This window comes from Streptococcus pneumoniae, assembly GCF_001457635.1.
GTDB classification, from domain to species: domain Bacteria; phylum Bacillota; class Bacilli; order Lactobacillales; family Streptococcaceae; genus Streptococcus; species Streptococcus pneumoniae.
In genome coordinates this window covers 703145-718787 of the sequence record NZ_LN831051.1, presented here as the reverse complement: position 1 = coordinate 718787, position 15643 = coordinate 703145, and the positions used below count along the sequence as shown (strand labels likewise).

Annotated in this window: 20 protein-coding genes and 1 pseudogene; all 21 read right to left on the bottom strand. The window is 39.4% G+C overall.

The features are described 5' to 3' along the window. Positions 1-90 precede the first annotated feature (90 nt). The 21 genes and pseudogenes from ulaG to comGC all read right to left on the bottom strand — a co-directional run bounded on the left by ulaG (position 91) and on the right by comGC (position 15642). Entirely contained in the window at positions 91-1182 is a 1092-nt protein-coding gene (gene ulaG, locus AT689_RS03795) for an L-ascorbate 6-phosphate lactonase (protein WP_001134220.1), read from the bottom strand. 111 nt (positions 1183-1293) lie between these two features. Next, complete coding sequence (locus AT689_RS03790) at positions 1294-2967, bottom strand: BglG family transcription antiterminator (protein ID WP_000242098.1); 1674 nt, start codon at positions 2965-2967, stop codon at positions 1294-1296. A gap of 178 nt (positions 2968-3145) precedes the next feature. Next, entirely contained in the window at positions 3146-3850 is a 705-nt protein-coding gene (locus AT689_RS03785) for an L-ribulose-5-phosphate 4-epimerase (RefSeq protein ID WP_001077556.1), read from the bottom strand. Between the two features lies 1 nt (position 3851). Next, positions 3852-4715, bottom strand: a complete 864-nt coding sequence (locus tag AT689_RS03780; RefSeq protein ID WP_000252139.1) for an L-ribulose-5-phosphate 3-epimerase — start codon at positions 4713-4715, stop codon at positions 3852-3854. A gap of 3 nt (positions 4716-4718) precedes the next feature. Then, entirely contained in the window at positions 4719-5384 is a 666-nt protein-coding gene (locus tag AT689_RS03775) for a 3-keto-L-gulonate-6-phosphate decarboxylase UlaD (RefSeq protein ID WP_000166727.1), read from the bottom strand. Positions 5385-5400: 16 nt separating this feature from the next. Next, entirely contained in the window at positions 5401-5886 is a 486-nt protein-coding gene (locus AT689_RS03770; RefSeq protein ID WP_001049932.1) for a PTS sugar transporter subunit IIA, read from the bottom strand. Between the two features lie 76 nt (positions 5887-5962). Then, on the bottom strand, positions 5963-6244 hold the full coding sequence (locus tag AT689_RS03765; protein WP_000241469.1) for a PTS sugar transporter subunit IIB: 282 nt from the start codon (positions 6242-6244) through the stop codon (positions 5963-5965). Positions 6245-6266: 22 nt separating this feature from the next. Beyond that, positions 6267-7724 (bottom strand): PTS ascorbate transporter subunit IIC, encoded by a 1458-nt coding sequence (locus AT689_RS03760; RefSeq protein WP_000454432.1) that lies wholly within the window; start codon positions 7722-7724, stop codon positions 6267-6269. A 130-nt stretch (positions 7725-7854) separates the two neighbouring features. After that, positions 7855-8478 carry a hypothetical protein gene (locus AT689_RS03755; protein WP_000932635.1) on the bottom strand — a complete coding sequence of 208 codons (624 nt, stop codon included), beginning with the start codon at positions 8476-8478 and terminating at the stop codon, positions 7855-7857. A gap of 29 nt (positions 8479-8507) precedes the next feature. Further along, entirely contained in the window at positions 8508-9515 is a 1008-nt protein-coding gene (gene jag / locus AT689_RS03750; RefSeq protein ID WP_000260016.1) for an RNA-binding cell elongation regulator Jag/EloR, read from the bottom strand. Positions 9516-9533: 18 nt separating this feature from the next. After that, positions 9534-10358 carry a membrane protein insertase YidC gene (locus AT689_RS03745; protein ID WP_000727904.1) on the bottom strand — a complete coding sequence of 275 codons (825 nt, stop codon included), beginning with the start codon at positions 10356-10358 and terminating at the stop codon, positions 9534-9536. Further along, on the bottom strand, positions 10333-10704 hold the full coding sequence (rnpA, locus tag AT689_RS03740; protein WP_000739246.1) for a ribonuclease P protein component: 372 nt from the start codon (positions 10702-10704) through the stop codon (positions 10333-10335). The genes AT689_RS03745 and rnpA overlap by 26 nt, the downstream gene beginning before the upstream one ends. Before the next feature lie 16 nt (positions 10705-10720). After that, positions 10721-10852, bottom strand: a complete 132-nt coding sequence (locus AT689_RS13375; RefSeq protein WP_000768904.1) for a hypothetical protein — start codon at positions 10850-10852, stop codon at positions 10721-10723. Continuing rightward, positions 10853-12043: an acetate kinase gene (locus AT689_RS03735; protein ID WP_000167766.1), complete on the bottom strand. Its 1191-nt coding sequence runs from the start codon at positions 12041-12043 to the stop codon at positions 10853-10855. It abuts the gene before it with no gap. Between the two features lie 50 nt (positions 12044-12093). Further along, positions 12094-13047: a class I SAM-dependent methyltransferase gene (locus tag AT689_RS03730; protein WP_000345130.1), complete on the bottom strand. Its 954-nt coding sequence runs from the start codon at positions 13045-13047 to the stop codon at positions 12094-12096. Positions 13048-13107: 60 nt separating this feature from the next. After that, positions 13108-13702, bottom strand: a pseudogene (locus AT689_RS12440) (class I SAM-dependent methyltransferase). Between the two features lie 136 nt (positions 13703-13838). Beyond that, entirely contained in the window at positions 13839-14252 is a 414-nt protein-coding gene (gene comGG / locus AT689_RS03715; RefSeq protein ID WP_000265631.1) for a competence type IV pilus minor pilin ComGG, read from the bottom strand. Beyond that, a complete protein-coding gene (gene comGF / locus AT689_RS03710; protein ID WP_000250531.1) occupies positions 14230-14691 on the bottom strand; it encodes a competence type IV pilus minor pilin ComGF in 462 nt (153 codons plus the stop codon). The genes comGG and comGF overlap by 23 nt, the downstream gene beginning before the upstream one ends. Next, the gene (gene comGE, locus AT689_RS03705) at positions 14654-14956 is read right to left on the bottom strand and encodes a competence type IV pilus minor pilin ComGE (RefSeq protein ID WP_000413382.1); all 303 of its coding nucleotides are present in this window, start codon (positions 14954-14956) and stop codon (positions 14654-14656) included. Before comGE ends, comGF begins: the two co-directional genes overlap by 38 nt. Then, the gene (comGD, locus tag AT689_RS03700) at positions 14919-15323 is read right to left on the bottom strand and encodes a competence type IV pilus minor pilin ComGD (RefSeq protein WP_000588020.1); all 405 of its coding nucleotides are present in this window, start codon (positions 15321-15323) and stop codon (positions 14919-14921) included. Before comGD ends, comGE begins: the two co-directional genes overlap by 38 nt. After that, positions 15316-15642: a comG operon protein ComGC gene (gene comGC / locus AT689_RS03695; RefSeq protein WP_000738633.1), complete on the bottom strand. Its 327-nt coding sequence runs from the start codon at positions 15640-15642 to the stop codon at positions 15316-15318. Before comGC ends, comGD begins: the two co-directional genes overlap by 8 nt. Between the last annotated feature and the right edge of the window lies 1 nt (position 15643).

The window sequence follows — 15643 nt, the reverse complement described above, 5'->3', positions numbered from 1 at the left end:
GATTATTGAATCACACATTCTATTTTACTATTATATGAAAATTATCCGTATCATGCAACATACGGATAACCTCCAAAGAATATTTTTATATTATAGCAAAGCTTTAAATTGAATGTTAGAGTCTTGTTCAAAACAATCATCAAAACCACGTGGATGATGGTATTCTACTAAGTGTTGATCTTGAGGATAAGTGTACTTACCGCCAACTTCCCAGATAAATGGATGGAAATCGTATTGCAAGCGATCTTTTCGCATTTTCCAAAGTTCTAGAATCTCATTAGTAGAAGCCATGAAGTTAGACCAGATATCATAGTGAACTGGGATAATGACTTTGGTACGCAGATTTTCTGCCATACGAAGAAGGTCGATAGATGTCATTTTGTCTTGGATACCTACCGGATTTTCACCATAGTTATTCAAAGCAACATCAATTTTAAAGTCTTTACCATGTTTTGCAAAATAGTTTGAGAAGTGAGAATCTGCACCATGATAGATGGTTCCACCTGGTGTTTCAAAGATATAGTTAACAGCCTTTTGAGCCATTTCTTCATCTGTAACAGCCAAGCCAGCAAGTTCACCGCCTGTCTCATCAGCACCGTTCACTGGGAGAGTTACCAAGCAAGTACGGTCAAATGATTCTACTGCATGAATCTTCATATCTTTTAATTCGATAGTGTCACCTGGTTTAACAACGATGATACGTTCTTTTGGAACACCCCATCCTTCCCAGATTCGTCCACAGTGGTAAGGACCGATAAACTTAACATGCTCTAACTTAGGATTGTTGAGAATTGCTGCAGCTGTGTATGGGTCGATATGATCACTGTGGAAGTGTGAAACTAAGTAATAGTCTAGTTCGTTGATAGCAAATGGATCGATAACCATTGGCTGAACACGCAAGTTTGGTTGCAACTTACGAACACCTGCCATATTTGCCATTTGGTGCCCACGAACCATATCTTTCACTTTTTTGGTTGATTTTCCACGGTTTGACCAAAGGTCCATGACAACGTTAGCACCAGCTGGTGTCTTAATCCAAGTACCACAGTTGCCTAGCCACCACATGGCAAAGTTGCCTTCAGGTACGACTTCTTCTTCGATTTCTTCGTTCAACCATGTTCCCCACTCTGGGAAAGTGGCTAAAATCCATGACTCTCTTGTAATTTCTTTGACGTTTGGCATATGTTGCCTCCTTTGGATATAATTGTTATCTTTGAGATTAGTATACCACCCTTCAAAACACTAAAAAAGACCAAGAAAAACACAGGTTTGTGTTCATCATTGGACTGTCCTTCAAATATCTTCCAAAAAAGCTTGAACTACTATTTCTTGATTTATAAGTGTTTGAACCTCTTCTTGGAACTTACTAGCCAACTTGCTATCTACAATATAAGACGAAATAAGACTAGAAAGATTTTCACTGAAACTTTTGCTCTTATTACGAAATATATTGTGTTTAAGATAGTCTAGCATTTTCAAAATATCTTCTGCTTCAAGGATAGGATTAACCCTTAAAATCGGAAATCTGCTATCCAAATCATCATTAGTAGTAATCACTACATCAACTTGTGCAATATCTTCCACACTCTTAAATTGTTCTGTTGTAAATACAGTGTCAATTTGCTCATTTGGAAAATAAAGTTTGCATTGTTTCAGCAAAAGTCTCGAAACCGCAACACCTTCATCACAAACGAGATAAACTTTTTTCATATTTTTTTGAGACGATGGTGTATATTTTAAAAATCCTCCAATATGAATCGTCAAATAGGCAATATCATCGTCTGTTAGCCGAATAAACCATGCTCCTTCTAAAATTTCCGCAGATTTTCTAGTGACTAAAAATAATTCTCCATACTTGGATCGAATTTGTTTTGTTAGAGGATTTTTAGAAAAAATACCGTAAGTCTTTCTAAATAACAAGGCTTTACAGTGGATCATCAAATTTCGTAACAAATCATCCTTGTTCTCAATCTCCATTCGGATTTGTGATTCAAAATACCAGATAAATTCTTCTAAAGCAAGTTTTAATTGCCGAAAATCATCACTTTCTGCATGAATATCCAAATCTTTACGATAGGAGAGGAGGAGAACAGCTACAAGAGAAACTTCAAGTCCTGACAAAGAAATTTCAAACTTTTGAAACAACCGTTCTCCTAATTTCTTAGACACCTGATACTCTATTCTTTTTCTTATCAAAGAAAATTCTTTCTCTATATCCTGATGTCTTTCTTGATACTGTTCAACATTATGACAGCTTAACAGCAAATAAGGTAGAACCTGCAACATAAAAGTTATTTCATGATGGTTTATTTTCTTCCCTAAATCTTGTTCAACTAAAGGAACCTGTTCCTTAAAAAATTGGTTCATTTCAACAGAAAGCAAACACTCATCATCTAACCTCTCTTTCATCTTATCTTCTAAAATAGATACAAAAGTGGCATTTTCTTCCATAAAAATATGATATAGAAGCGATTGAAGATACTGAATTTTATTAAGAGGGTGGGCATGAAGGTGGTATCCCTGTGACTTGCTCACTTGCAAGATCACCTGATATTGTTCCAAAGTTAGTTGATAACGAATACTATTCAAATCATTGAGAACAGTATTCCTAGATACCTCTGTTAACTCTATCAATTTTTCAATCGTAATACGTTCTTTAGAAATACCTATCCATAGTAACATTATCATCATACGTTCATGCGCACTCATGATATAATCGTACGAATCTACTTCCGATAATAGTTTACAACAAGCATCTCTCTGCTCTTCCGTTAAGTGAATACCAATTCGTGGAATACTAATGATGTGAAGCGCCTCGTCACCCAGAGCAGCATTGATTTTGTCAATGTGATAATAAATTTTCCTTCTTGACTCTTTCAAATCTTTCGAAATCGCCATAATCGTTTTGGACGTTTCTTGATCCATCAAATATTGAAGCAAATCACAACTTGCCTTATCCAGTACCATATTAAAAAATCCCCCAAATCTATTGATATCACAGCAATTCTTTTTATTTTACCATATATATATCAAGCGCTATTTCTAAAAAATCTTTTAAAATTACTTCAATTCCAACTTTACTCTCAATAAAAATCAAATGTAAAAAGAGGAGCTAAATTTATCTTTTTCTCCTCCTTCATCGTTCTTACTTTTGACCATAATAAGCATTTGGTCCATGTTTACGTTGGTAGTGTTTTTCTAGTATGTACTGGGGAGCAGGTCCAACTCTTGGATTGATTTGTTCTGTAAAGCGATTCATCTTTGATACTTCCTCTAGTACGACAGAGTGATAAACAGCATTCTCTGGATTTTTGCCCCAGGTGAATGGACCGTGATTGCGTACAACAATTCCTGGTACTTCAACCGGGTTAAGTCCGCGATGTTCAAACTCTTCTACGATAACCAGGCCAGTATCTTTTTCATAGGCCACTTCTACTTCGTCCTTGGTCAAACTACGGGCGCAAGGGATTGAACCGTAGAAATAATCTGCATGGGTTGTTCCGTAGAAAGGAATATCACGACCTGCCTGAGCCCAACCAACAGCTTCTGTCGAATGGGTGTGAACCACACTACCAATTTCTGACCAAGCCTTATATAATTGCACATGAGTTGGGAGGTCGGAAGATGGTCTTAAATCCCCTTCTAGGATCTTACCATCTAGATCAGTCACTACCATGTTTTCAGGTGTCAATTCGTCATAATCCACGCCTGATGGTTTGATAACAATGACACCGAGTTCGCGATTAACTTCAGATACATTCCCCCAGGTAAATTTGACAAGTCCATGTTTTGGCAATGATTGATTGGCATCACAGACTCGTTTACGCATAGCATTGATTACTTGATTCATCTTACATCAAACCTGCTTTCTTAATGAGTGGATAGAGAAAAGCTTGCGCCTCTTGAACGGCTGCGCGTGTTTCTTCTACTGTTTCACAATTTTCAGACCACATTTCGATTAGGAAAGGTCCATTATAATTGGTTTCCTTTAAAATATCGAAAGCTTCTTCCCATTTGACACAACCTTGCCCGAAAGGTACATCTCGGAACTGGCCCTTTGAACTTTCTGTCACTGCATAAGTATCCTTGAGATGGAGAGCTGCGATGGCATGATGACCAAGATAAAACTCACTATAGATATCATTATGCCATGCAGACACATTACCAATATCTGGATATACAAAGAGGAAGGGAGAGTCAATCTCTTTTTCTATAGCCAAATATTTTTCGATGCTACTGATGAAAGGATCATCCATAATTTCAATAGCAAGTACCACCTGAGCTTCTTCAGCCCAGTCACAGGCTTTTCTCAAATTTTTGATAAAACGTTGGCGTGTCTGGGGTGACTTTTCCTCATAGTAAACATCGTAACCAGCTAATTGAATCGTACGAACTCCCAAGTCTTGAGCTAATTCGATACATTTTTTCATGAGTTCTAGAGATTTTTCCTCTAGAACTGGATCTTTTGAACCCAATGGGTAGCGACGATGGCCTGAAAAACAGATAGAAGGAATACGAACACCAGTTTCATAGATTGCTTTGACAACTTCCAAGCGTTCTTCCTTACTCCAGTCAAGTCTTGCTAAACGCTCGTCACGTTCGTCAATAGACATCTCGACAAAATCAAAGCCTAACTCCTTGGCAAAATTTAAACGTTCTAGCCAAGTAAAGTGTGTTGGGGTTGCCTTTTCATAAATTCCAATTGGACGTACCATGATTTACCCCCAAATTCGTTTGATTTCATCCTTGAAGGCACGCGCTGCTCCTGCTGGATCCGCAGCCTCTGTAATTCCACGACCTGCGATAAAGGTAAAGACATCAACACCTTCAAAGAGTTTGAGAGTATCTACATCTAGACCACCTGTTACAGATACACGGAAGCCCATGTCAATGAGTTTTTTAACCTTATTAAGGTCTTTTTCACCCCAAGTTTCACCAGCAAGAAGAGCATCACGAGATTGGTGATAAATAGCTTGTGAGATACCTGCATCTAGCCAAAGCTGAGCTTGTTCAAAAGTCCAATCGCCATAAAGCTCGATCTGGATTTCGCCTCGTTCTCCTCGTTCAGTCTTGATAGCCTTTAGAGCTGCTTCCATAGTAGGGATGGTTGCACAACAGATACAAGTCATCCAGTCTGCTCCACGAACCGCATTATTTTTAGCAACTGTTCCACCAGCATCAGCACATTTTGTGTCTGCCACAATAATCTTATCTGGGAAAAGGCTACGCAAGACTTCAGCCAGTTCACTTCCAACTTGAAGCAAGCAAACAGTTCCAGCTTCGATAATATCTACTTCCTGACCAACAGAAACAGCTGCTTTAATCGCTCCTTGCAAGTCTGAATGGTCTAATGCAACTTGTAAATTAGGTATTCTTTTTGTCATTTCTTTATTCCTCTTTCTAACTTTCCAAATCCAATCCTTCGAGATAAGGGCTATCCTTAGATTCTTCAATCATAGCCAAGACATCTTCTTTAGTCTGGCAAGCCTGTAAACGTGCAATAGAATCTTCTAATTCAAACAGGGCAATAATTTGTGGAATGGCTACACTTGTGTGAATTTTTGAACTTGTTGCTGCTAGTGCCAACAAAACAGATACCTCTTTCCCATCTGAAAATACAACAGGATTTTGTAAGGTAATCAATGAAAAGGCATCACTTTGCACACCAGCTTCAGGTCTAGCGTGGGGCATAGCCATACCTGGCATCAAGATATAGTAAGGCCCATACTCTTCAGTCGATTCAATGATAGCATCGTAATACTCTGGCAAAATTGCCCCACTTTCAATTAGGGGATCTACTGCTACCTTGACTGCTTCTTTCCAATTGTTAGCCTCTAAACCTAGTCGGATCGAGTCATTGTCAATTAAAGCTTGTTTTAAATTCATATCTGCCTCCTTTATTTAAAGAGGGAGAAGGACAGAAACGATAACTCTCAGTTTCTGTCCAGCCCCCTCCAACCTTTTACTGTAGTGCTTGACTGAGTTTTTCGGTGATTTCTTTATCATCCATCAAGTTATCAAGACCAATTAACTTCCCATTAGTTCGCCCTTCCAATTCTTGAATCAAATGAAGAGAAGCGATTACGATGTCATATCCTACTGCTAAACCTTTAGCTTCACCGACACTGCATGAATTGACTGTAAAATCTGTTTGATTAAGCTTACGGAGAGCATTTTCAACCTTCATCTTGATAACCATTGATGAACCCATTCCATTTCCGCACGCTGCTAATACTTTAACCATTTTATTTCTCCTTTTCTAGATACTAAGCTTCTTCTTGAACTTCACCGTTGTAATATTTCTCTTTATCTTTTGCTTTGGCAAATTGAAGTTGAGGAATAACAAGCAAGAAGAGACACACAAGTACATAACCAACAATACCAAGGTATTTGAAGATATATCCAAATCCAAGCCATGGGAATTCAAAGTCGATATTTCCATGGTAGCCACCATAAGATGCCAAATCGAGAAGGGCCACACAAAGAGCTCCTAGAGCAACTTGAAGGACACCTGATATAAAGGAAAGGATAACAGCCGCTTTCCATCCGCCGCGTTTATCAGCGTAGACCGCAATGGCTGCATTGTCAAAGAACACTGGTACAAATCCTGTAATAATAAGAATCGGATTTTTAAAGACGATGAGCAAGACAATTGTAATCAATTGACCAATCAAACCAAAGGTAAATCCTGACAAGACAGCATTTGGAGAACCAAATCCATAAGAAGCTGCAACGTCAACCGCTGGGAATGAACCTGGCAACAATTTGTTTGAAATACCTTGGAAGGCGTTTGTCAACTCAGATACGAACATTCGGACACCTTGCATCAAAACGAACAAGTAAACTGAGAAGGTAAAGGCTGTTTGGATAATGTACATAAAGAAATCTTGTTTAGCAGGATTGAATAGAGTTCCTGAAGTGATGACTTCTTTATTAGACATAATGTCTGGACCCAAGATTAAAAGAATGGCTCCGAAGAATACGAGCATCAAGGTAGCAGATGCAACAACTGTATCGTGGAAGATTGAGAGGAACTTAGGTAATTTAAGATTGTCTAAACTTTCTTCTTTCTTACCAAAGCGTCCTGCTACTTTATCTACAAACCAGATTGCAAATTGCTGTTGGTGACCAATCGCAAATCCGCCACCACCAGTCAAGCGTTGAGTTGCCTCAACAGTCATATTTGAACTAACTGCCCAGTAAAGTCCACAGATGATACCAATCGCTGCTGTACCGTAAGCATTGCGCAATTGTGGTACTAAGAATAGAACCATAAGAGATACTGTTGCAGCTTGTTGTACCATGATGTGACCAGTAATAAAGAGGGTTCTTACCTTCGTAATCTTTCGAAGAGCTACGAGCAAGATATTTATTCCAAAACCAATCAATAGAGCTGTAGTTGCAGTTCCAACAAAATCTGGAAACTCTGCTGCAATTTTGTTGTTTGCTGCAGCAAGTCCAAAGTAAGGGTCGATAACCGCTGCACCAATTTGGAATTTGTAGTTAAGAGCTGCTAAGATTGGACGAAAGGTTGTAACCAAACCACCAGCACCCACGTTAAGCAACATATACCCTACTGTTGCTTTAACAAACCCTGAAAAAACGTCATGGGCAGGTTTTTTCAAAAGTGCATATCCTATCAACACCAATAAACCTACGAAAAATGCGGGATTCTGCAAAATATTGCTAGAAAACCAATTTAGAACACTTGAAACGACTTCCATAATTGTTCTCCTTTTGAATTGTTTTTGTAAGTTTATTATATAATGCGAAAGCGCAAACAAAAAGACCAAGAATTACACAGCGGACTGTTCACTCTTGGACTGTATGATTTATGATGTTTTACAAATTATCTTATTTTCTCGTAGCTAGATAATAGGGAAGAATTTTAGAATAAGACTTCAATAAGCCTTCTACGATTTCTTCTTCAGACGAATTTTCTGTCATAGGAACATCTACCTTCACTAAAACTTTTCGAACTTCTTGACTTCTCACCTTCTCGCGTAAAGTACGACGCTTTTCTTCATTCGCCTCCCACCGTTGACTTTGACCATTAGAGTAGGTTAGATAATAAATCCCTTTAACGGTTGGAATGTCTAAAACTTTGGCCTGCTTGCCCAGTGTTTGCTCATCCTTCTTACGTTCGATGAAACTGACTTCCAAAGAAATTCCAAAGTCAGTAGATGTCCCATACAAACGTAAGGCCATCATAGGTTCTGTCACTTGTCCGTCTCTCTGTAGATAAACCCAAAAATGTGGTCTCAAACGCTGGGCCTGATTCATCCACTGGCTAGTCTGTTGGAGTTGCCATTCTGGATGGCTTGCTTGAAAGGCTTTGGCCAGTTCTGTAAAAGCCTTTCGGGCCTCTTGTCCTTTGTGGCGGAATGCCAGCATCTTCTCTCGCTCTGCTCCCGCTTTATCAGGATTACGGTACTGCAAACCAGCAAAGTCTAAATAGTCTCTTATCTTATTCAACATCAGTTTAACCTCCTCTAACTAGCAAAAAATCAGGATAAACCTGATTTTACGTATTCTGTATCTACAACAACATAGCGATTTGGCTCATCACCTTCAGAGTAACTAGTCACGCCATCCATACGTGAAATAATACGATGGATAATCTTGCGTTCGCTATTTGACATTGGATCTGTTTTATGACTGCGCCCTTCTTCCAAAACACGAGTCGCCAATTTTTGCGCATAGGTCTGCAAGACTTCTGCACGGTGTTCGACATAATCATTGACATTGATTGTAACGTAGAAGGTTCTGGAATAGCGGTTGTAAAGATAATTTTGAGCCAACAGTTGCAAGGCCTTCAAGACTTTACCATGGTAGCCGATAATACGACCTGGTTCGTTGGTGTCAATTTGTAGATTGATGCTACGACGGTTATAATCATTTGAAAGTGTAGCTTCAACATCCATGTCATCCACAATCGCTTGAACATAGGCAGTCACATCCGTAGCCACCTGGGCAATATCATAACTTTGCTCGACCTTCAAGCCCATCTCTTTCAAGTCTTGATTTTCAGTTTGATCTTGCTCAGTTTCAAGGTCATCAGCGCCTGCTTCTTCCCTCATCGCTTCCTCGATTTGAAGTTCATTTAAAATCTCAATGTGACCAGTTTCTTCTAAGATAGTGCTGGCATGTCTTTCATGTTTTAAGATTTCAGCCTTGACTTCATCAGAAATACCTTGACCTTCTTCCTCTATTTTTTTAATAGCATCAACCACATGACCAAGGTCAACGGTTTCTTCACTAACCGTCTTCACAGGCTCGTTCAAATCATTGATTTTTTTCGGAACGCCTTTTACTACCTGTTGATTTGCTTTGACAACAGTCGTTTCACTAATCGCTTCAATATCCACTTGGGCTGGTTTTTTACCAAATAGACCAAGAAAGCCTTTTTTCTCCCTAGAAATGACTTTGATATGAGCCTTCATTCTTGGAATATCTAATTCTTTCAATCCTTTCTGGATTGCTTCTTCAACAGTTGAACCTGTAAATACTACCATTACCAGATTCCTCCTTATTTATTTCGTTTTCTGAGCCTTTTTCTTGGCTTTTCTTTTTCTATTTTCCAAATCTTTTTGTGCCTGTACTACGGCCTCGCGCTCTGCGATAATCTTGAATGGATTATTCAAGAAATAGGTTTGCAAGACTTGATAAGCATTAGACACTGTCCAGTATAGGGCGACTCCACCTGGCGCATAAACTGCAAAGATAAAAATCAAGACTGGAATCCCATACATCATCGCAGTCGTAGCGCCATTTCGCTCAGACAAAGCTTTGTTGGACAACCAAGTACTTAAAAAGGTGAATACTGCTGCTAAAATCGGAAGAACAAGGGTTGTATCCACACTACCAAGGTTAATCCATAAGAAATGACCTGTCTTTAAAAAGTCAACTCTTGATAGGGCTTGGAACAGGGCCAAAATAACCGGCATCTGAATCAAAATCGGCCAAAGAGAGTCTGACTGTCTGACACCCATTTCTTTAAATACTTTACGCATTTCCTGCTCTAGTTTGGTTCTGCTTTCCATATCTCGACCTGGATATTGTTCTCGAAGCGCCTTAATGCGTGGCTGAGCTTCCTGCATTTTCCTAGAAGCCACCATTTGCACCTGAAAGACTGGCAAGAGGACTGTACGAATCAAGACCGTAAAGAGAATAATCCCCACTCCGATACTAATATCAAACGATAAAAAGCGAATGATTTCCGCAAAGAAGTAAACCAATTTACTCCAAAAATCAGCCGATTCGGCTGTAATATCGCTAGTTACCCCATTAGTCGCACAGGCTGTCATGATTAACAGAGACAGTCCTAGCAAACTAGTCAACTTTAGTTTCTTTTTCACTCCCATTTCCTTCCCGGTAAATCTTTGATAATTTTAATACATGGAGTAGATTTTTCTCCATCTCTGCGTATCCCAAGGTTTCGACTCCTTTTCGAGCAATGACAACAAAGTCGACATCTTCTACCAGACTCCCTTTTGCATTCTGGATAATATGCCGAATCCGTCGCTTAATTTGATTTCTAGTGACGGCATTCCCCAGTTTTTTGCTAACTGATAGACCTACTCGAAAATGGTTTTTCTGGTTTTCTAATTGGTAGACCACAAATTTGCGATTAGCAAAACTTGTCCCCTCCTTGAAAATCGCCTTAAAATCTTTCTCTCTTTTTACACGAAAGTTTTTCTTCAAAACTCAACTCCATCTATTAAATTACTACTATTATACCATATTTTTCAAAAAAGCCAATCATAGCAAGGTTTTGGACAATTTCATCAGAAAAAGAAGCTGGAAAAATAACTTTCCCAACTCCTTGTATTGAATATTTTTTTAGTTTCACTTATTTTTTCAAGCGTTCAACGTCACGGGCAATGACTAATTCTTCATCTGTTGGAATAACCAAGACACGGATTTTAGCTGCCTCTGTTGAGATGTCTCCTGTAACGCCAAAGACATTCTTTTCATCATCAACATCACAACCAAACCACGAAATCCCTGAGATTACATCACGACGGAAACTCTCTGCATTTTCACCGACACCTGCTGTGAAAACAATGGCATCTGCTCCATTTAGCACTGCAAGGTACTGACCGATATGTTTTTGGATACGGTCAACATACATTTCATAAGCCAAGCTAGCCTCGTGATTCCCTTCTGCTACAGCTGCTTCTATATCGCGCATATCGCTAGAATTAGCAGAAACTCCCAAAAGACCTGATTCACGGTTAAGAACACGACTGATATCTTCTGGTGTGTTAAAATCCTCTGTATATTGCATTAAATAAGGAATGATAGCTGGATCAATATCCCCTGTACGCGTTCCCATCATAATACCACCAAGAGGAGTGAACCCCATAGAAGTGTCTACAGATTTGCCGGCTTTCACAGCTGTAATTGAGCCTCCGTTACCAATATGACAGGTAATTAACTTCAAGTCTTCTAATGGACGTCCCAAGAGTTTTGCAGCTTCTCCTGCTACAAACTGGTGACTTGTACCATGAGCACCGTATTTACGAACCTTGTTTTCTGTGTAATATTTTGTTGGTAGAGGGTAGCGATAAGCTTTCTCTGGCATACTTGTGTGGAAGGAAGTATCAAAAACAACTACACTGGTAATGTCTGGCAACAATTCCTTGAAGGCACGAACACCTGCTGCATTTGCCGGGTTGTGTAGAGGAGCCAACAAACTCAACTCTTCAACTTTTTCTAAAACATCTCCCTCAACAACTGTTGATTCTTTGAAATATTCTCCACCAGCAACAACACGATGTCCAACACCTGTAATCTCGTCATAAGCCTTGATAATATCGAAACGAATCAAGTCATCCAATAAAATTTTAACAGCTTGTGTATGATTTTCAATATCCAAAATTTGTTGTTCAGAACGGCCGTCAAATTTTACAGTTGAAATTGAATCTTTCAAACCGATACGTTCAATCAAACCTTTCGCCAATACTTTTTCTTCTGGCATTAAGTATAATTGCCATTTCAAACTTGAACTTCCTGCATTGATTGCAATTGTTTTTGTCATAACATGATACCCCTTTTTAAGCGTTTTCAACTATTATAACAAAATCTATTTTATATTTCAGTACCTTGAGTCCATTTTTGAAAATTTTCTTTAAATTTCATTAAAACACTTGCATCTTGCAAGCTAGCAAGTGGATAAACAAAAGGCTCTACTGCTATTTCACTTTTCTTCTGTAGGATAAAAATAGTCTTAGATTGTTTAGCATTAGCAAAGAGATTTTCAGGTAAACTAATCATAGCAACCAGACTTGCCTCCTCTTTCAACCAGACTTTCAACAAATTACTTTGAGGACTGGTCAACAAATCACTCGGAGCTAGAAAAATAGCGTATCCGTCTGACTTGAGGTACTTAAGTCCTTGTTCCATGAGCAAGTGATGGGCGTAAGTATGTTCTTGACTAGAAGCAACTTGATGGCGCGACGCAACGGCATCATCAGGATAATAGCCAACAGGCAAGTCGCTGATGACCACATCACTTTCTTTGAGCATTTGTGGACGAACGGCATCTCCTTGGACAAAGCCAGCCTGCAAACCAATTACATCTGCCATGCTAGCTGCCAAATCAATCAGCAAATCATCCACTTCCATTCCCAAATAATCCACCTTTTTAGTAAGCGAGGTCAAGAAAGTAGCGCCCAAAATTCCCATCCCAGAACCCATTTCGAGGATAGTAATTTCCTCCTCTTTAAACAGCTCTTCCACAATAAACACCAAAAGTAAAGCAATAGCATCCGGTGTAAACTGGTGATTGGCCTGCAAGGGTTCTGTTTGCCCAGCCTTCATCAAGAGAAACTGGTAGGTCTTGAGCCATTCTTCTTTGCGTAGTGCTAAACGCTTAAGGGCCTGATTGTTGTCTTTGACCTGGTTTAGCTCAGTTTCACCATCCAGATAGATGCTGTTTTGCTCCACCAAGGCGTCATAAAAGTTGGTCGCCAAATCACTTTGGATGACTTGGACATTCTCTAGTAAATAGGTATAAGCTTGTTCAATTTTTTCAAAATCCATATTCCTATCTTATCAAATTTCCCTTCTTTTTTCCATCCTTATAGAAAAATCACTCCCTGACTAGGCGAGTGATTTTTGGGCTACTATTAAAAAGAATTCTGAGTGATTTCCTTGAAACAAGTCTTCAGCGCTATAGAGAATCTGACTATGCACAGATGAAAAACCATGCTCAATTAGCTTGTTTTCCAGTTCAGCTAAATCAAATCCATGATGATTAGCTTCTGTCTTGGTAAAATCAGCAATGATGAGTTTCCCATCTTACTTCAAATGTTGATGAAACAGTGAGAGAGCCGCATCCAAATCAGGCATATGATGAAGAACCCGACTAACAGCAAGGCAATCAAACTCTTTCTCCAAGGGATTTTTCGGTAAATCTTGCTCCAAAAACTGGATATTCTTGATTGCTTGCTGCTCCACTTTCAAACGAGCTTGCTCCAACATTTTCTCAGAAATGTCTACAAGAGTGACTGACTTAGCCTGCTTGGCTAGGGGCTAGGGGCAAGGCTAATAGACCCGTGTCACCACCGAAATCTAAAATTTCTTTGTCTGATAGAAGATCAATCTGTTTCTCGGCTGCTTGACATACCAAGTTTGCGAGGAAGATATTTTTAGGGGAATCGAAAGTTTCTGCTTTGTGGTTAAAATCATGTTTCATATCTTTAATTTAGCACAAAGTATAGTAAACTGAAATAAGATATAAACAAATGAATTGGAGCTTAACATCCATTTCCAGCAATTTTCTAGAAACTATAGTGGACTATTCTTGATTCAACGCATTATAGTTGAATTGACTAGGAATTCTCTTTCTTTTCAGGCTTCTCTTCTGATTTTTTCTTCTCCACTTTTTCGCTTGAATCGGTCGCTACCTCTTCCTTTTTATCTCTTTTCTCTTCTTTGATTTTGACTGAAGGAAACAGAAACTCATATTGGCTCTTAGACGTACGAACAGTCGTCACCAAGCTTGTTTTCTTGTTTTGATAGCTTACCTGACCTAGATTAAAGACCTGTTCCCCACTTTCTTGCTCGGCTTTATCCTTGGTTCGTTTAGCCATGGCAAAAGCAACCAATTTTTCTTTATTCAAAGCATAGTCTTGATAGTGGGCGACTTGTCGGTTCAAGTAAAATTGCAACAAAAGACTAAAGATAGCTGCCATGGTGACTGCATAGAGGAGAACACCTGCCTTAACTTTCTTCTTTTTCCACACGATAGATGAACTCCCTTTCTAAGCCTTTTTGAAACTGGAAACGAAAATGAACCAGTTGATTGTCCTCTGTAATCTGAGCTGATTTGAGGCCATAAACCATAGGCTGATACCCCCGTCCACTAGCATCGGTTTTACGAAAATCGTCTGACTTTGACTTACCGATGGCGATGTCCTTGCCATCTTGCTTCATGTATAGGCGATTGCCTTCTACTTTTTCGAACTGCGAACGGTCTAATTCTACCTCAAGTTGGTCCACAAACAAGAGCCACTCCTTTTGCTCGCTTTGTTGCTGGTAGCGAACTTCTGAAATGAGGAGCTGACTCATAGCTTGAAAAAGGAGTAATCCCCCACTGATGACAATGAGGGCAAGCAGGGATTCTAACAAGGTAAAAGCCTTGACCTTATGGCTCTTTGATTGCCAACAACTGTTCTGAACCATGGTAGACCTCCAATCCTTTTTCACTAGAAAATACCTGAATCTCAACTCCGTTGATGCTTACCTGATTTTGCCCCGTCTGCAAGGCCATCTTAGCTACCCTCAAGACTTCTTCCTTTTGCAAGATTTTTGCTTCCTCTTGCCTATTTTTTTGAATTTGTCCCAAAAGGAGGGTCGCAATGCTGGCAAAGATAGCTAGAGCGACTACTGCTTCCAGTAAAATCACTGCCCTAATTTTTTGTTTCCTTAATGCGTTTAATTTTTCCATTTCCTAGATATAATTGATAGCGAATCGCTCCTTTACTGGTCTGAAATTCAACCTTAGCCAGGGACGAATTGCCCCCAGCACGGTCAAATGTAATACTTTGGCCTGATGGGACCTGAATTCCTTTAGGGACTGGCAACTTTTGACTGCCATTGCTAATCGTCTGCCCATCTAAGTTCAGACTAGTCTTTTGCTGACTGGCTACACTGCGTTTTTGGGTTTCCCGATAGAGTTCTTCAAATTCCATAAAGAAAATCTGTTCCTCTACTGCCGCAAAAGTGGACTGAACAGAGCCGGACAAGCCCAAGGCAAGGATACTCACAAGACCCAAAACCAAGAGACTTTCCAGCATGGTAAAGGCCTTAATCATTGACTTTACGATTTGCTCCTACATTTTTATCATTGTATTCTTTATAAGCTTTAACCTGTTCTTCCGTGATTCGCCCATCGTCTTTTAACTTGCTTAGGCTAGCATCTTCATTCTTTTCCAAGCTATAAAGTTCTGCCTGGCTTTCCACCACCTTAACAACAGCTGCTTTTCCTTTGTCATTGACTGCTTCTTTTTGCTTGGTCAGATTAGGTACAAAGAGCAAGAAAAGCACGCTGATAATCAGCAAGACCACCAACATCTCCACCAATGTAAAAGCTTTAACCTTAGCTTTTTTCAAGAATGTCATCATTTTTTTCATT